This window comes from Hominisplanchenecus faecis, from assembly GCF_020687205.1.
GTDB lineage: Bacteria > Bacillota > Clostridia > Lachnospirales > Lachnospiraceae > Hominisplanchenecus > Hominisplanchenecus faecis.
Map to the genome: position 1 here is coordinate 32,755 of NZ_JAJEQE010000018.1, position 18,242 is coordinate 50,996.

The 18,242-nt window shown below is 42.9% G+C and carries 16 protein-coding genes, 2 pseudogenes and 1 riboswitch; all 18 genes and pseudogenes read left to right on the top strand.

What is annotated here, in order from left to right:
* Positions 1–75 precede the first annotated feature (75 nt).
* Entirely contained in the window at positions 76–1,140 is a 1,065-nt protein-coding gene (locus LKD42_RS07000; protein ID WP_283094975.1) for a toll/interleukin-1 receptor domain-containing protein, read from the top strand.
* Positions 1,119–1,745: a glycerophosphodiester phosphodiesterase family protein gene (locus tag LKD42_RS07005; protein WP_248835252.1), complete on the top strand. Its 627-nt coding sequence runs from the start codon at positions 1,119–1,121 to the stop codon at positions 1,743–1,745. The genes LKD42_RS07000 and LKD42_RS07005 overlap by 22 nt, the downstream gene beginning before the upstream one ends.
* Before the next feature lie 19 nt (positions 1,746–1,764).
* Positions 1,765–2,049, top strand: a complete 285-nt coding sequence (locus tag LKD42_RS07010) for a CinA family protein (protein ID WP_248835246.1) — start codon at positions 1,765–1,767, stop codon at positions 2,047–2,049.
* The gene (locus LKD42_RS07015; protein ID WP_248835247.1) at positions 2,046–3,170 is read left to right on the top strand and encodes a hypothetical protein; all 1,125 of its coding nucleotides are present in this window, start codon (positions 2,046–2,048) and stop codon (positions 3,168–3,170) included. Before LKD42_RS07010 ends, LKD42_RS07015 begins: the two co-directional genes overlap by 4 nt.
* Positions 3,171–3,204: 34 nt before the next feature.
* Positions 3,205–3,963 (top strand): GIY-YIG nuclease family protein, encoded by a 759-nt coding sequence (locus LKD42_RS07020; protein ID WP_147632425.1) that lies wholly within the window; start codon positions 3,205–3,207, stop codon positions 3,961–3,963.
* A 135-nt stretch (positions 3,964–4,098) separates the two neighbouring features.
* Positions 4,099–4,809, top strand: coding sequence for a metallophosphoesterase (locus tag LKD42_RS07025; RefSeq protein WP_248835248.1), 711 nt, complete (start codon positions 4,099–4,101; stop codon positions 4,807–4,809).
* 536 nt (positions 4,810–5,345) lie between these two features.
* A riboswitch (cobalamin riboswitch) is annotated at positions 5,346–5,524 on the top strand.
* 166 nt (positions 5,525–5,690) lie between these two features.
* Positions 5,691–7,310 carry an ABC transporter substrate-binding protein gene (locus LKD42_RS07030; protein ID WP_173898787.1) on the top strand — a complete coding sequence of 540 codons (1,620 nt, stop codon included), beginning with the start codon at positions 5,691–5,693 and terminating at the stop codon, positions 7,308–7,310.
* A gap of 113 nt (positions 7,311–7,423) precedes the next feature.
* Positions 7,424–8,362 (top strand): nickel ABC transporter permease, encoded by a 939-nt coding sequence (nikB, locus tag LKD42_RS07035; RefSeq protein WP_147632428.1) that lies wholly within the window; start codon positions 7,424–7,426, stop codon positions 8,360–8,362.
* 4 nt (positions 8,363–8,366) lie between these two features.
* Positions 8,367–9,197 carry a nickel transporter permease gene (nikC, locus tag LKD42_RS07040; protein ID WP_147632429.1) on the top strand — a complete coding sequence of 277 codons (831 nt, stop codon included), beginning with the start codon at positions 8,367–8,369 and terminating at the stop codon, positions 9,195–9,197.
* A gap of 12 nt (positions 9,198–9,209) precedes the next feature.
* On the top strand, positions 9,210–9,992 hold the full coding sequence (locus tag LKD42_RS07045) for an ABC transporter ATP-binding protein (RefSeq protein WP_147632430.1): 783 nt from the start codon (positions 9,210–9,212) through the stop codon (positions 9,990–9,992).
* Positions 9,985–10,956, top strand: a complete 972-nt coding sequence (locus LKD42_RS07050; protein WP_147632431.1) for an ABC transporter ATP-binding protein — start codon at positions 9,985–9,987, stop codon at positions 10,954–10,956. The genes LKD42_RS07045 and LKD42_RS07050 overlap by 8 nt, the downstream gene beginning before the upstream one ends.
* Before the next feature lie 2 nt (positions 10,957–10,958).
* Entirely contained in the window at positions 10,959–12,137 is a 1,179-nt protein-coding gene (locus tag LKD42_RS07055; protein ID WP_248835249.1) for a type 1 periplasmic-binding domain-containing protein, read from the top strand.
* A 2-nt stretch (positions 12,138–12,139) separates the two neighbouring features.
* Positions 12,140–13,486, top strand: coding sequence for an MATE family efflux transporter (locus tag LKD42_RS07060; RefSeq protein WP_147632433.1), 1,347 nt, complete (start codon positions 12,140–12,142; stop codon positions 13,484–13,486).
* A gap of 26 nt (positions 13,487–13,512) precedes the next feature.
* On the top strand, positions 13,513–14,421 hold the full coding sequence (locus LKD42_RS07065; protein ID WP_147632434.1) for a LysR family transcriptional regulator: 909 nt from the start codon (positions 13,513–13,515) through the stop codon (positions 14,419–14,421).
* Between the two features lie 99 nt (positions 14,422–14,520).
* The gene (locus tag LKD42_RS07070) at positions 14,521–15,171 is read left to right on the top strand and encodes a hypothetical protein (RefSeq protein ID WP_248835250.1); all 651 of its coding nucleotides are present in this window, start codon (positions 14,521–14,523) and stop codon (positions 15,169–15,171) included.
* A 296-nt stretch (positions 15,172–15,467) separates the two neighbouring features.
* A complete protein-coding gene (locus LKD42_RS07075) occupies positions 15,468–16,721 on the top strand; it encodes an RNA-binding domain-containing protein (protein WP_147632435.1) in 1,254 nt (417 codons plus the stop codon).
* 29 nt (positions 16,722–16,750) lie between these two features.
* Positions 16,751–16,861 (top strand): annotated as a pseudogene (locus LKD42_RS15360) (cell filamentation protein Fic); the annotation flags it as partial.
* Between the two features lie 51 nt (positions 16,862–16,912).
* Positions 16,913–17,762: pseudogene (locus tag LKD42_RS15365) on the top strand (PDDEXK nuclease domain-containing protein).
* Positions 17,763–18,242 lie beyond the last annotated feature (480 nt).

Sequence of the window (18,242 nt, forward strand, 5' to 3'; positions counted from 1 at the left end):
TATGATGTATACTGAAAAGTAGGATAAATTTGCAACGATTTTTGGAGAAAAGACAGAAGAAGTGGAGGAGAAGCCCTGGCATATCTTTTAAACGAAAAGCTGTCAGCATTGGGGTATAAAGTATTTTATGATATAGAATCACTCTCATCCGGAAAATTTAATGCAAAACTTCTGGAAGTGATCGATGAGTGTAATGATGTTCTGGTGATTTTACCGCCAAATTCTCTGGAGCGGTGCGTCAATGAAGATGACTGGCTGCGTCTGGAAGTAGCTTATGCGATCAGACAGGGAAAAAATATTATTCCGATCATGATGAAAGGATTCGAGTGGGGCAAAAATATACCGGAAGATATAAAAGAATTAAAAAATTATAATGGCGTGATCGTGACCTTTGACTTCTTTGAGGGCGTTTTAGCGAGAATTATAAAATATCTGACAAATTCATCAAAAGAAAAAATGATCACGGAGAAAAAGAGCCACATTTTATTCTGGGCGGATTTTGATGATGCGATCATTGAAAAAATCGTGAACAAACTGAAACTGGATGATTATTTTATTGAGATCATGAGTGAACCGGTGGAAATTCTTTCGAAAAATTTGCAGGAAATTTATGCGATCATTTTGATCGTCACCGATTGTACCAAGTTTTCTTCCAATATTTATGCGGCGAAGCGAATCAATGAAACGCTGGTGAGGTATGTGCGAAAAGGAGGAAAACTGATCGGTGCACACGATGTCATCTACAGAAGGACCAAGAATGAGTTGCTGCAAAACATGTTTGGATGTAAGATCGTTAATTTTGAGCAGACAGAAACGGTACATTACCATAAGACGGAGGAATGCCTGGAAGAAGACAGATTCAGCAATCTGCCGGAAGATTTTGTGCTTCATGACGCAGAAATATGCTGGGGAAAAGTTGCAGAAGATGTTGATGTGTATTTTGAAACAGAGTCGGGGATCCCACTTGTATTTTCCAGAGAATACGGAAATGGTCTGTGTATCTTTTTGAATTCCGGTGATTTTAAAGAAAGACCGCCGCGGTCTATTTTGATAACGAATCGGAAGCACCGGAGAATTCCATCCCGGCATTTCAAAGAGCGGTACAGCAGGGCTATGGCATTGAACTGGATGTACAGCTGACAACAGACAACCGACTGGTTGTTTTTCATGATGAAACACTGCAGAGAATGTGTGGGTTTGACAAAAAGCTTACGGAATGTTCTTATGATGAGTTGAAACATTACCGGCTTGCAAAATCAGACGAAAAAATTCCGCTGTTTGATGAGGTTCTCAAAGTGATAGATGGAAAAGTTCCGCTGATCGTTGAGGTGAAATCAGAAGGAGACTGGAAAAAAACAACGCAGCTTATGGCAGAAAGAATGGATTCTTATCGAGGATGTTACTGTATGGAATCGTTCCATCCGTTTGCAGTGAAATGGTTCAAAGATCACAGACCGGAGATCATTCGCGGACAGCTTTCCACAAATTATTTTAAAGACAAGATTAACAGAAAATGGTATGAAAAATTTTTACTGTCAAATCTCATGCTGAATTTTCTTACAAAACCGGATTTCATTGCGTATAACCATTTATGGAAAAAGGATTTTTCCTATACTCTGTGCAGAAAACTTTTCAAACCGGAGAATGTTGCATGGACCATAAAAAACCAGAAGGAACTGGAAGAAGCAGAAAAAACATTTGATGTGATCATTTTTGACAGCTTTATCCCTAAAAAGAGATCATAAATAAAGGAAGTGTTTGAGCATGGCAGAAAAATATGATGAAAAAGAAATAAGAGAAGATTACCGGAAACTGACAAAACTGCTGATCGAAAAAAAGATGACGATCACCACGATGGAATCGGCAACATCCGGGCAGATTGCATCCCTGATCACGGATACGGAAGGCTCATCGGCGGTGCTCAAAGGTGCCTTTGTCACTTACTGCAACGAAGCGAAGATCATGCAGGGCGTTCCGGCAGAAATCATTGACAAATACACCGTTTATTCCACACAGACCGCAGAAGCGATGGCGAAGGGGTTCGTATGAGACAGCAGACAAATAAAACAGAAAATGGTAGGGCAAATCCGGAAACAATAAACTGGGATCCGCAGATTTATAATTATGCAGAAAGAACAGGAAATCTGAAAGCGGAGGCCGTCGGTGTGGTCAGCGGAGAAAAACATTTCCCGGTGTTTGAAGGACGGATGGTCTTTAAACCGCTCACAAAATCAAAGCCGCTCTCTACGCCGTTGTTTGCCTATGCAGAAGTATTCTGGTCCTGGGTGATCGATGCCTATTTTATTCCGGCACCGCAGTATCAGCTTGCCCTTTGCAGAGGATATGAGGCAGAGTGCGGCAAATATTATGATTACGGGACCGTATCTCCGATGATCTACGAAGAAGGAGAGCATCTTTTAAATCTGCTTGAATTTTTCCGGGCGTATCCGGATGACAAAGTTCAGATCGATGATTACTTAAATTACTGTCAGATGTTTTATGATTACACCGAAATTCTGGAAGCAGATTATTTTCAGAAAAACCGGGAGATCGCAGAAAATCTGGCAATGCAGATCCTGATCTCCGTCCTGAAAGGCGATCAGAATTATCATTATGAAAATATTGCATTTGTGTGCAATGCATCCGGACAGATCCTGAGGCTTGCACCGATGATCGACCACGAATTTTCCACCTATTTTATGTTTCCGGACAATATACAAAGACACACCTACTGGTTGGATGAACTGAAAAGATCCATCGAAGGAAAGTCCGTCCGGCCGGAAGAGTACAAAGATTTCCCAAATGAAAAAGAACGCAGGCTGATGGAAAAGAGTGCAACCTGCCTGTACCGAAATCTCATTTACATCAAAGAGCATTATCCGGAAGTCACAGCCACCTTTCTGGAAAACGTAAGCAGACTGAAACGCGATCTTTTGCAGAAACGAGAAAGCTTTTTTATTCAGAAAGCCAAAGATTATCCGGATTATGCCAACTCCGATGCCTACCTGATCGGAAAATCCAGATACAAAGACCACGACGAAGAAAAAGCAGCCGCTTACGAAAAACAGTATGGCAGAGAAGGAAAAGAAATATCCTTTGATCTTATGAACTGCCTGATCAATTATGAAGTGCAGGAGATCATAGAACAGATGGAGAGGATATTGAGATAAAGCGATTAAGAGAAAATAAGAAGGAAAAGAGAATATGGCATACGGAAAAGCAATCAAGATCCCAAGAACAGAAGTACACAACTGCGACCGGGAAGATATGAAAGGGGCAGGTGTTTATTTTCTGTTCTGCCAGGAAGAGGACGGAGATGCCTCCGTATACATCGGTGAGGCAGAAAATGTACTGGAAAGACTGAACCAGCATCTGAGAGATTATCAGACAGGGAAAGAAAAATATTACTGGAATACAGCGGTGATCTTTGTCGGAAGAGATTTGAACAAAGCACTGATCCGTTATCTGGAAAATCGCCTGGTAGAAATCGCACGTGACAGTAAAAGTTATGTGGTCCTTACCAAAAATACCTATAAGAATACTGTGATGAAAGAATCACAGGTCGCAGTGATGGAAGAATTTATCGAAAACGTAAAAATCCTGATCAGCACGCTTGGCTATAAAGTGCTGCTTCCGGCACCACAGGCAACAGACGATACCATTTATTTGTACTGCAAAGGATCCGGTGCAAATGCAAAAGGTTTTGTCAGTGCCGGAGGATTTACCGTGCTGAAGGATTCGATTGTTTCGGATCATATCGTTCCATCGTTGGAGACAAGAGGAAAAACATACTACAATCTGAGAAATAAGCTGGAAGCAGACGGTGTGATTTCAGAGAGAAAATTTGTCCGAAATTACGAGTTCAGTGCTCCGTCAGCCGCATCCGCAGTGATCCTCGGACATACCTCAAACGGAAATATGGACTGGAAAACAGCAGGCGGAGTGAGACTGAAAGATCTGTAAAGAGAATCCGTACAGTAAAGAAAAATAACAGAAAACGATCCGGAGACAGAAGAAAATAAAGTTACAGAAATCTGGATAAAAGAAGCGATTGGAAAGTTGAAAAAAATTACAGAAGAGAAAGAGAGCGTGAGATAAATGAAAGTTTTAGTAATTCCGGATGTGCATCTGAAACCACAGATGTTCCGGCAGGCAGCAGATTTGATGGATACAGGGAAAGCAGATCGTGCGGTATGTTTGATGGATATTCTGGATGACTGGGACAGAGAATATGACATTGCACTTTATGAAGAGACCTACGACGAAGCGATAAGGTTTGCTTTGGAATTTCTGGATACAGCATGGTGTTATGGCAATCATGACCTCAGTTACTTCTGGCATTGTCTGGAGAGTGGCTACAGTTCCATGGCATCCGCAACAGTACAGAGAAAGCTGCTGGAACTTCGCAGGACCGTTCCGGAAGATCATCCGATCCAATTTGTTCAGAAGATCGACAATGTACTGTTTTCCCATGGCGGCGTGCTGAATTATTTTGTTGAGGAATATGTCCCAAAATCCAAATACCACGATGTGGATGCGGTTGTGGAAGAAATCAATAAATTGGGACGAATAGAGATGTGGAACGATATGTCGCCTATCTGGCTGCGTCCGCAGCGACCAGGCATACGTTTGTATAAACCGCGGAAACTGCTTCAGGTAGTAGGCCATACGCCGATGAATGAAATAACAAGAGAAAAAAATCTGATCAGTACAGATGTATTTTCCACCTACCGGGACGGCAGACCGATCGGAACACAGGAGTTTTTATTGCTGGATACCGTGACCTGGGAGTATGTGGGGGTAAAATAGAAATATGGAATGAGTTGACTGACAAATGAAAAACCTTATATTTGTTTCTTGACTCAGAAAATTAGATGAGGGTAGAAATGACTGATGACTGATGAAACATTAAAATATTATGACCAGAATGCAGATGCCTTTGTACAGGGTACGATTTCAGTGATATACAGGAACGTTTTCAGTGTGCATTGCATGGAAACAGCGTATTGGATTTTGGCTGCGGATCAGGAAGGGATACAAAAAAATTTGAAGATCTGAATTTACAGAAAAAATTTCACACCGTCGAAAAGTGACTTCATGATGATTGCTATATATACCGAAATGGAATATATATGCGGCGGATGCAATTTGTGGAGAAGAATATTTTTACAAGAAAATCAAACTTTTTATGACAAAACAGAATCGGAAAATGGATAGGAAGCCCCGAGATGATGTCAAATATCTGAAAAATCAATCTTTTAAGATATAACAAAAAGGAATATGTGTTTCGTTGACAAAATATAAAAAAGGTGTGAATATAAAACTATATGTTCATATAGTCGGCGTTTAAGCCGCAGAAAATAAGTTCGAATATACATTCGATGAAAAGGGAATCCGGTGAGAGTCCGGAACGATCCCGTCACTGTGATAGCTGGTTCAGAGCGGATACCACTGGAAATTTTTGGGAAGGTGCTTTGGGTGTGAATGCTGAAGTCAGGAGACCTGCTTATTTTTTGTCACAGAGAATTCTTGCGGAAGACGAGAAATTCTTACCTGAAAAATTCCATGTTATATTTATGGGAATAGTATACCTGCTGAGGGGTGAGAATAAAGTCGGATGTATATCCGGCTTTTTTTGCACGGAATTTTATCTTAGTCGGAGCAGATGAAAGGAGAAAGGATAAAAAATTATGAGAAACAAAAAGAAATGTATCAGTTTAACTCTTGCAGCAGTACTTTTACTGACGGGCTGCGGCGGTGGAACTTCCAATAACAACAGCAGCGATACTTCTGCCGCAAACAGCAGCAGCGACACTTCCGCGGCAAGCACCGGAGATAAGAAAGTACTTACTTTCGGATGTCAGATGTATACCGATGGTATTGTAAATACCGTTACGGATGAGAATGGCGGATGGAACGCTATGCGTTACGGTATCACCGAGGGTCTGTTCAAATTCAACGACAGCATGGAAGTTGAGCCATGGCTGGCAGAGAGTTATACGGTAAATGACGAGCATACCGAGTGGGTCATCACTCTGAAAGACGGTATCAAATTCTCTGATGGCTGCGATCTGACTCCGACAAAAGTAAAAGAGTATTTTGAGTATCTGAAAGAGATGGGACCGAGTGGTTCTGCAAAACCTCAGAAATATCTGGAGTTTGAGGCAACGGTAACTGCTGATGATGAGGCAAACACTCTGACCATCCAGACCACTCAGCCGTATGCAAACCTTCCGGGACAGCTGGCACATCCGACCATGGGAATTGTTGATGTGGCAGATACCGAAAACTTTGATAATGGTACGATCGGAACAGGTCCGTACATGATCGATACCTTTAATGGCGTAGGTGTTGGATACGATCTGGTGGCGAACCCGAACTACCGTGAGGAAGTTCCGTATGATGAAGTAAAACTGATGTACATGGGTGATGCTTCTGCCAAGACCATGGCTCTGCAGAGCGGACAGGTTGATCTGGTAGAGAACATCACCAACGTATCGGATATTCAGGATTTCAAAGACAACCCTGATTTCACCGTAGACATCGCTTCCGGTGTTCGCTGTGGTTTCAGCTGGATGAATTTTGACGGTGTTCTTGGCAATAAGACTCTGCGTCAGGCAATCCTGATGGCGATTGATTATGACACCATCTGTCATTCCAAGACGATCGGAGATCTGTATACGCCGGGATTCTCCGTACTGCCGTCTACGTTAAATTATGGATACGACAAACTGAACAACCCATATACCTATGATCCGGAAGGTGCGAAAAAGCTCCTTGACGATGCCGGTATCGTAGATACGGACGGAGACGGAATCCGTGAGATCGACGGAGAAAACATCAACCTGCACTACGTTTCTTATGAGAACCGTCTGCTGAATGATTTCTCCAATGCACATATCCAGTATCTGGCAGAGATCGGTATCGGATGCACCGCAGATTACGGCAGTTCCGATGACCAGTGGAGCAAACTTGCTGCCGGAGACTATGATTTCAACAATAATAACTGGATCACCGTAGGTACCGGAGACCCATATGCATACATGGCAAACTGGGCAACGGACACTACTTACTGCGGATATTCCAATCCGGAATATGATAAGCTGTTTGAACAGCTGAAGAGCGAGATGGATGAGGACAAGCGTGCAGATCTGATTTTCCAGATGCAGCAGATCCTGGTAGATGATGCAGCTGTTCTGATCGACGGTTACTACAACTCTTCCATGATCTACTCTAAAAATGTGGGAAATGCACATATCCATACTGCAGACTATTACTGGCTGACCACCGAGATTACCCCGGCTCAGTAAGTTTAAGAACTGATTACCCCCATCCGTGCCCCTTACGGCGGCAGTGTGGGGGTATTTCCGCACGTAGGGGTTCATGCGTTTGGCTTGAATTTTAACAGAAAGGAGCTATTGTTTTGAATAAGAAACAGATTCTTCGCCGAATCTTTCAGATTGTGATCGTGCTGATCGGTATCAGTTTCGTGACGTTTTTGCTGACCTACCTGTCTCCGGGAGATCCGGTTCGTAACATGTTTTCCGCTACCGGTGTCATGCCGACAGAAGAGCTGGTACAGCAGACCAGAGACGAGATGGGTCTGAATGATCCGTTTTTCACCCAGTATTTCCGCTGGCTGTTTAACTGTCTGCATGGCAATTTTGGAAAATCCTACAGCTTGAACAAACCGGTTGTAGAGCTGCTGGCAGCCCGTGTAATTCCGACGCTGAAACTGACACTGATGTCATTGATCCTGATGTTGGTTATATCCGTGCCGCTTGGCGTTGCTTCTGCATTGCATAAAGATGGAATTATCGATTATATTTGCCGTGCGGTAACCTTCGTTGGATGTGCCATGCCAAACTTCTGGGTAGGTCTTCTTCTGATGCTGCTTTTGTGTGTAAAGATTCAGATTTTCCCGGTTATCGCTTCCGGCGGTGACTTCAAGAGTCTGTTTTTGCCGGCACTGACGCTGGCCATTGCAATGGCATCCAAATATACAAGACAGGTCCGGACAGCAGTTCTGGAGGAACTGAGTCAGGACTATGTCATCGGTGCAGAAGCCAGAGGTGTAAAACGTTCTACCATCATCTGGAAAAATGTATTTCCGAATGCATTGCTTCCGCTGATTACGATGCTTGGTCTGTCCATCGGAAGTCTTCTTGGCGGTACCAGTGTTGTAGAGGTAATTTTCTCTTATCCTGGACTTGGAAATCTGGCCGTTACTGCCATTACTTCCAGTGATTATAACCTGATTCAGGGTTATGTGCTCTGGATGGCGTTGATTTATATGGTCATTAACCTGATTGTGGATGCATCCTATGTTTATATTGATCCGCGGATGAGATTGAAGAGGTGAGAACATGAAAAAGACGTTAAAATTTATGAAAGAACATAAGCAGTTTACCTTTTTTGGGATTCTTGCCGTTCTGATCATCCTGGCAGCTGTTTTTGCACCGGTACTGACAGGAGGCGTTGATCCGCTGAAAGGATCTCTTACAGAAGCACTGGAAGCACCGAGTAAAGAGCATATTTTCGGAACGGACAAAATGGGCCGTGATATTTATGCACGTGTTATTTACGGAGCACGTGCTTCCCTGACTTCTACGTTTGGCGTGGTTATCCTGATCTTCCTGGTAGGAAGTGTAGTAGGTGTTATTGCCGGGTATTTTGGCGGTAAGATTGATGCGATTCTCATGCGTATTGCAGATATGATGCTGGCATTCCCGGGATTGGTTCTTGCTCTGGCCGTTGCAGGTATCATGGGTGCAAGTATCCGAAATGCCATTATTGCGATCGTGGCCGTTAACTGGACAAAATATGCCCGTCTGGCACGAAGTCTGGTCATGAAGATCCGTGACCGTGACTATGTGGCAGCGGCAGTTGTGACAGGTTCGAAAACACCGTATATGCTGCTTCGTTATATGCTTCCGAACGCACTGCCGACGCTGATCATTACAGCGGCTACGGATGTTGGTGGTATGATGCTGGAGATCGCAGCTCTGTCTTTCCTCGGATTTGGTGCAAAGCCGCCGACACCGGAATGGGGCTATATGCTGAATGAAGGACGTGCCTGCATGCAGTCTGCACCGTGGATGATGCTCTATCCGGGACTTGCTATTTTCCTGGTCGTTGTTGTATTTAATATGCTGGGAGATTCCATCCGGGATATCCTGGATCCGAGAGATGAGTAAGGAGGCAGGAAGATGCTGAAAATTGATAATATTACAATCGCTTATAAAGACGTTCCTACCGTTGTGGATTTCAGTCTCGATATGGCCGGGGGTCAGATCGTCAGTCTGGTAGGAGAGAGCGGAAGCGGCAAGACTACTGTGATCCGTGCGGTTCTCGGACTTCTTGCCGGAGGCGGTAAAGTAACCAGAGGAGATATCCTTTTTAATGGGAAATCTCTCCTTAAGAATACACAGGAGCAGTGGAGGAATCTGCGAGGCAGTGAAATCTCCATGATTTTTCAGGACAGTGGTGCCATGATGAACCCGACCAGGAAAATCGGTGCGGTCTTTACTGAATATCTTCAGACTCACGAGAAGATTTCGAAAAAGGATGCATGGGCAAAAGGAGAGGAAATGCTTGAAAAGATGCGTCTTCCAAGTCCGGATAATATTATGAGATCCTATCCGTTCCAGTTATCCGGCGGTATGCGTCAGCGTGTAGGTATTGCTATGGGAATGACCTATCAGCCGAAGCTTCTGCTGGCGGATGAGCCGACGAGTGCACTTGATGTAACGACTCAGGCACAGATCGTACGTCAGATGATGGAACTGAGGGATGATTACGGAACCGGTATTATTGTTGTTACCCACAACCTGGGTGTGGCAGCTTATATGTCTGACTACATCGTGGTTATGAAAGACGGTCATATTGAAGATCAGGGTGACCGCGACCATATCCTGCATCACTCGGAAAATGATTATACCCGCAGACTGTTAAGTGCGGTACCTTCTATGGGAGGGGAATCTTATGTTTGAACATGATGAAGTTGTTCTGGAAGCGAAGCATGTTACCCGCCGTTTCCCGGCGTCCGGCGGACGTACTTTGGTTGCCAATGATGATATTAATCTGAAATTTTACAAAGGAAAGACACTGGGACTGGTAGGTGAATCCGGCTGCGGTAAATCTACGTTTATGCGATTTCTGGTATCACTGGATACTCCTTCCGAGGGAGAGATCCTTTACCGCGGCAAGGATATTACCAAACTGAAGGGGGAAGAACTGCGTCAGAACCGTCAGAATATCCAGATGGTATTTCAGGATCCGACCTCTTCTTTCAACCCGAAAATGAAGATCCGTGATATTGTATGCGAACCTCTTATGAACTTTAACCGTATCAGGAAGAGTGAGAAGGATGCAGCCTGCCGCCGTCTTCTGGAAATGGTAGAGCTGCCGGGAGATTTTGCAGACCGTTATCCGCACAATATGTCCGGCGGACAGCGTCAGCGTGTAGCCATCGCCCGTGCTCTGGCTCTGGAACCGGAGATTCTGATTCTTGATGAGGCAACTTCTGCACTGGATGTATCTGTACAGCAGACGATCATTGAACTGATCGTAAAACTTCAGAAAGAAAAAAATATTACCATCGGTTTTATCTGCCATGATATTTCACTGATCCAGTCCTGTGCACATGAAGTGGCAGTTATGTATCTGGGAAATGTAGTGGAAGTGCTCCCTGCAAAAAATCTGTCAGAACATGCCGTACATCCGTATACGAGAGCACTGATCGGCTCCATTTTTGATATCGGCATGGATTTTGGCAAACCGATTGAAGAGATCAAGGGCGAGGCACCAAGCCCGCTGGATGTGCCGGCAGGCTGCCCGTTTCGGGGACGTTGTCCGAAAGCAACCGAAAAATGTGCGGCGGAAAAACCGAAACTCCATCAGATCGGAGCAGATCACGAAGTGGCCTGTCATCTGTTTGATAAGGAGGATAAATAACGGTGAAAAAAATGAAAAAAATTGCAACATTATTGCCGGCACTGATTATAGTGTTAGCAATAGCTTCCTGCGGACACAAAAATGAGCAGCAACCTATTCACAAGATCGGTGTTATCGTTTATGATCTGAAGGATGAACAGGTACAGGCCTTCCGTCAGTATATGGAAGGTTATCTTGGGAAAAATTTTTCAGATGTGGACTTCCTGTATTCTGCGGGGATAACTACAGAAGAAGAGGAGATGGAGTTCCTGAAGGATGCCATTGAGGAAGGTGTGGAAGGAATTATCGCATTTAACAGCTTTGATCTGGAAAAGGAAGTAGAACTTTGTGCATCCGGCGGAGTGTATTATCTCCGTCCGTCCAGTACCACAGATCCGGAAGATTTTGACAAGGTTGCTGACAATCCATATTTCCTGGGATATTTCGGACCGGGGAACGAGATGGAGTATCAGGCAGGATATGATATGGCCGCTTATTTTGCGGAAGAGAAAATTTCTGACAGCTACTTTATCTTAAGCGGAGGGGCAGGCAGCAATGTCATGCACGAACAGCGTACAGAAGGTATGCTTGATGCCCTGCAGAAAGCATACGGCGTACAGTTTGACCAGAGCAGCACAGAGCTTGCGTCTGCTTCCGAACCGGTCAGCATGGAGGCCGGAGCTTTGAAAGTAACGGTATTTCCGGGTTACATCGGCGTGACGGATGTGGGAGAGAAGGCAGTTGCAGCGTTTGAAAAAGACCCGGCAGGTGTGGTCATGAGTACGATTCCGGTGCAGACCATTGCAGACTCTCTGAAAGATGCCAGTCTTGGAACGATTGACTGTTATACGCAGGCCAATGGAAGACTCTTTAAAAACGGCAATCTGAAGTATCTGTGCGGTAAATATGAGTCTATCATCGGACCGGCATTTGCAGCCATGTACAATGCAGTGACAGGATACAGTGAGGATTTCCGGGAGGATGGAAAGGCTTTTACGATTCAGCAGGGATTCTGGGTTTCTACCAGTTATCAGGATTTTCAGAAAAAATATGAACTGTCTTCCGGCATTACCTTAAATGCTTACAGCTATGAAGACCTTCTGGAAGTGTGCAAAGCACATAATTCGAATGCAACTTTAGATGATTTGAAAAAACTTGCAGGTGCGTGGGATTTTGATTCTGCGGTACAGAGAAGGAAATAGATATGAAGGAACATACACTCACGAAAGGCAGCGTTGGAAAAGGTATTTTGCTGTTCGTACTGCCTATTATTGTGGGCAGTCTGATCCAGCAGCTTTATGTGACCATTGATGCAGTGGTGGTTGGACAGTTTACAGGAAAACTGGGACTGGCAGCGATCGATTCCGTGCATACGCTATTTAAATTTCCATTGAATTTCATGAATGGTCTGGCTTCCGGTGCGACAATCATCATTTCCGGACATTGCGGTTCCAAAGATGAGAAGCAGATGCACTGCTCCATCCGTACGGCCTGCACGGTGGCAGTGATCCTTGGTGTGATCTGCTCTGTTGGCGGCGTTCTTCTGACTCCGTGGATGTTAAACGTTATGTCCGTGCCGGAGACGGTTTATGGCAGAGCTTTTGCGTATACCTGCATTTATTTTGGCGGTATCTGGTCCATGGTACTTTATAATATGGCAGCCGGAATCCTGCGTGCATACGGAGATTCCAAACGTCCGCTGTATGTGTTGATCTGCTGTGCGGTTATCAACATTGTGGGAGATCTTCTGCTGGTGGGTGTGCTGCATCTGGGAGTGGCCGGTGCAGCTCTGGCAACGGTATTCTCACAGATTGTCAGCGTGGTACTTACGTTTTATATGCTCCGGAAAACGCTTCATATCAGCAAAGAAGAAAAGCCACTCTGGTGGCCGCATTTCTGTGCAGAGCATATGAGCCAGATGATCAGACTGGGATTTCCGCTGGCACTGCAGTCTATGCTGTTTCCGATTGCGAACAGTATTGTGCAGGCCGGTGTCAACACGATGGGTACAGATCAGATTGCAGCCTGGGGAATTTGTGATAAAATGAATATGTTGATCTGGCTTATATCTGATTCCATGGGCCCGGCACTGACCACCTTTGTGGCACAGAACCTGGGAGCCAGAAATCCGGAGCGGATCCGAAAAGGAGTCAGGGCAGGAACAGCCATGTCTGCCGGTGCCGTAATACTGATCAGTGTGGGACTGTTTTTCTTTGCACAGATGCTGACACCTTTGTTTGTATCTTCTCAGGATGCAGCATCCCTTTCAGAACTGGTTGGAACTTACAGCCGGATGATGGCACCGTTCTTCTGTTTCTATGCCCTTGCAGAAGCATTTTCCGGTGCCTGCTGCGGCACGGGAGATACGATACGGCCTATGATCACCACGCTGCTGGCCATCTGCCTGCTGCGAGTGCTTGGTATCCTGCTGGTACTTCCGGTCTATGGAACGATGGAATGTATTGTTATGATTTATATTGCTTCATGGATTGCGGCAGGAGTTTCTTTTCTGCTGCTCTGGCACCGGGATGCGGCACATATTTCGAGATAACAGAATGACGGAAAGGTGGGGAAATTATGGATCTGAAACAGCTGCAGTATTTTGTGGTCAGTGTGGAGAGCGGAAGTTTTAAGAAAGCAGCAGAGATGCTGTATACCACACAGCCGCATATCAGTAAATCCATCAAAAATCTGGAAACAGAACTGAACGTGCAGCTTCTGGAACGAAAAGCACGTGGTGTGGAAGTGACAGAGTCCGGTAAAAAGATTTATGAATATGCCTGCAATATGCTGGTGGATGCGTCCAGAATTCATGCAGCAGTGGAAGAAGACGAGAAAGTGCTGCGTGTGATTTCTGCCGCAGGTGACCGGTTTGCAACACTTTTTGGTGCCTACTGTGAAGGCAGAGCAGAGAAAAATCTGAAAGTCTGGTATCGGGACAGTACAGTGGAAGAAATTTTCCCGTCGCTGCATCATCGTACGTTCGACATAGGATTTTTCTATGCAGATCAGAGACAGATGATCGCCTATCTTCAGATGATCAAACGAAAACATTTGGAATTCACAGCTCTTGGCCAGACGGAACCCATTCTCTATGTAGGACCACAAAATCCGCTTTACGGTGCAGAAAGTGTGGCTGAGCGGGAGTTGAAATCTCTGAAATATGTGCAGATCCAGGACTTTTACAACAGACCTGAGATGCATCTGATGGAAGGCGGAATGGATTATCTTGATTATCAGAACCAGAGGCAGGTGATGGTGACCAATAACCGCAGTCTTCTGACACAGATCATTTTGACGACATCCCTTGCCAATATCAGCAGTGCACGCTTCCCGGATATTCTGACCGGATCGAAAGATATCCATGCAATCCCTATCCGAGGCATGAAAAACAGAATGACGTTTGCTTATGTAAAACGACTTCATGGCGATCTGCCGGAAGAAGCAAAACAGTTTGTGGAGTATGTGAAAGCACATATTATTTAGAAGGAAGAAGCTATCATACGGTAGCTTCTTTTTTGATGTGATGGGATCATAAAATTGGCAAGGTGAGAGGTGCTGTCTGGTTGTTCGGTTATTCTAAATGTGATTGATTTAAGGAATAGAAAAGCGGCATGTAAAGGAAATGACGAACAAACGTTTACTTTTGCTGATGCGTATGGTAAAATAAAAAAACATAGAAAAAGATACGTTTCATATACAAAAGATGGAGAGGATAATAGAGTGCTGAAAATAGGAAGAGTTTACAGAATGCCAAGGCCGCCGCAGCAGGACTCGCCACAAGTTGATGGGCTTGATAATTTTTATTATGAATCGAGAACACCGGGGATTGGATTTCAGTTTCAAAAGGGGATTCACAATGTTCAGAGTATTACGGGTCCGAATGGTGAGTCTCGCTGCCCGCTGATTATTATCTCCAGTACGCCAAGAAAGGCGGAAAGTGAAGAAACACCATGGTATGATCGCTATGACTCTGAGCATGGATATGTAAAATATTATGGTGATAATAAACCAAATAAAGGACGACCAGAAAATGCACCAGGGAATAAAATAATACATGATAAAGTATATACGACGTATACTGTATTTGATGCAGCTGGAAATAGATATGTACAGATAGATACATATGGAAAAATTGATCGTGAAAATCCAGAAAAGATAAGTCAATCGATTCAGTTTGATAAACAGACAGCAGAATTTTTTGTAGATCTGCTGAAAAAAGAATTTGATATTTGATGAGCAGCAGATATTCGGATTATTGGGGATTCTTCAAGAGAAGGGAAATAGATACAGATTGCAAAGGATAGAAGAAAGGATTTCATGGAAAGGGTGATGAAGGATGATAACACAGAAGGAAATGGCTGAATTATAAAAGAAAGCTAATGATTCGAAAATCTGCCAGATTATTTGGCGGTTACATTTCATAGGTATGTGGTGAAATAATCAAAAAAACAATCACAAAATTTTGCGATTGTTTTTTTGACTGTTTCTGGGTATAATATAATCAAAAAATTGAAAAGGATGTGCTCAATATGCGTGAAACAAGAATAGTAGAATTCAAGGAAACGATTACGAATACTTTTTTAAAAACAGTCAGTGCCTTTTCAAATTACGATGGCGGAACAATCTTTTTTGGAATTGATGATAATGGAGATATCAAAGGATTGCTGGATGTGAAGCAGGCCTGCCTTGACATTGAAAATAAAATCAATGACAGTATTTCACCTCAACCAAACTATATGCTTGAAATCCAGAACAATGATCAGATAATAAAACTGACGATAAAAAGTGGACTCCAGAAACCGTATTTATATAAATCGAAAGCATACAAACGAAATGATACTGCAACGATAGAGGTAGATACACTGGAATTTTCAAGGCTTATTTTAGAGGGAAAAAATATCAGATTTGAGGAATTAACGTGTAAAGATCAAGCATTGTCCTTTGAAGTTTTGCATTGCAAATTAAAAGAAATGATTCAGCTTGAAACTTTTAATCAGGATACATTAAAAACATTGAATTTATATGACAACATAAATGGTTATAATAATACAGCAGGTCTTTTGGCAGATAAAAATCATTTTCCGGGAATTGATATTGTTAAATTTGGAGAAAGTATCAGTATCATTCAGAGAAGAATAACATTTGAAAACATCTCCGTATTAGAAGTATACAAAAAGGCAATCTCTGTATTCCGGGAGTATTATCAGTACGAAGTGATACAAAGTGCTGATAGGAAGAAAGTGGAAAAAATACCGGAAGCTGCATTCAGAGAAGCGATTGCAAATGCGTTGATTCACAGGGCATGGGACGTGGCATCGCAGATCAGAGTTTCTATGTTTGATGACAGAATTGAAATCGTATCTCCAGGAGGACTTCCATCAGGAATAACAGAGGAGGAATATTTGTCTGGGAAACTTTCAATTTTGAGAAACAGAAATCTTGCAAACGTATTTTACAGATTGGGTTTTGTAGAAATATTCGGAACAGGAATTATAAGAATAAAACAACTTTATGAAAAAGCTTTGGTCAAACCAGGTTTTGAAGTATCTGAGAACGCAATAAAGATTGTGCTTCCTATATTTGAAGATAATGTTGATTTAACTGAAGACGAAAAAATTGTTTACCAAATTTTAAGTGAGACTATGTTAAAACCAATAAGCGAAATTGCACCATATGTACCGTTTGGCAAATCAAAGACAACACAGTTGCTGAAAAATATGATAAAAAGAGGTTTAGTAGTTGTTGAAGGGAAAGGAAGAGGTACTAAATATATAATTAAATAAAAAATCTATTTATTGCTCCTTTATTATGATATCGAGGATTGAAAGAATGGAATAATGAAAAAGGGTATCTGACTGATACTTGCTTGACAGCACAAGATAGATATAAAGCATACCTGGATTATTTTAGAATTGCATATTAAGAGAAAAAATAATGATAAGAATTATGCGAAAGCGAGGCGATGAGTATGTTAATGAATACGGCTGAGTATCTTTCCATTATCGAAAATATCAAGAGCGAAATTACTGCGGCACAATACCGTGCAGCTGTTCATGTAAATGCAGACATGCTGCTTCTTTATTATGATATTGGTTGCGTAATCAATGAACATAAATCATGGGGAAACAAGTTTATTGATAACCTTGCAGCAGATATTCGGATCGCTTTTCCAGAAAGCAAAGGTTATTCTGTTCGTAATTTGAAGTATATGGCAAAATTCGCTGAGACTTATTCAGACCGAGAATTTGTGCAACAGGTTGTTGCACAAATTCCGTGGGGTCACAAATTTTGAGCACCGTTTACCGTCTCAGCAAAGTGAACTTGCGGTGCAGACCATGAAAGACCCATATGTCTTTGATTTTATTCCTTTCCGGGAAGATATGCTTGAACGGGATATTGAGCAGGCACTGGTTCGGGATGTCACAAAGCTTCTTCTGGAGCTTGGAACGGGATTTGCATTTTTGGGTAATCAGTATCACCTGAATGTAGGCGGGGATGATTTTTACATTGATTTGTTATTCTATAACTTGAATCTTCGCTGTTATGTGGTTATTGAATTGAAAACCGGTGACTTCAAGCCGGAATATGCCGGTCAGCTAAATTTTTATCTGTCAGCGGTGGATGGCATTTTGAAAAAAGAGCAGGACAATCCGTCCATTGGCTTGCTTCTGTGCAAAAGCAAGAATAATGTGGTTGCAGAATATTCGCTCAAGGATATTTCAAAGCCGATTGGTGTGAGTGAATATAAAATAACCAGCAGTCTGCCGGATGATCTGGAAAAGCAACTGCCATCTGTTGAGGATATTCAGAAACGGATTAAGTAAATCTGATTTCAAAATTGAAAATAAGGATGCCGAGAGTTTAGTTTGGCGGATAATGAATTTTTACCAACGTATCTTGGGTATTTCTTTGTTTCGTTATAGAGACAGTAGACTTTGATTCATTATCAAGAGCTGATTTCTCAAAAATTGATTTTTTGTTTGCAATAAATGAATCAACGATATATTTTCAAAATGTGAGTAAATAAAAATTGGTTTCAAAGAAAAAGATCGGAAGGTTTGGTGAGGGCTTTCAGTATCAGAGTAATTGTGAGGAAAATATCCGCCGTTATATTGAACATCAGAGCAAGTTGTATTAATTTAAAGCGGACTGTAAATACCGATCCGTGTTACTGTCTGAGGGGAGGAAGAGGGATGCTGCTGTCACACAGAACATCTGTAAAAATCGGGCCGGAATATTCCAATATCATAGGGCATATGTGTTATGCAGCTTCCAAACTCTGGAATATCTGCAACTATGAACGG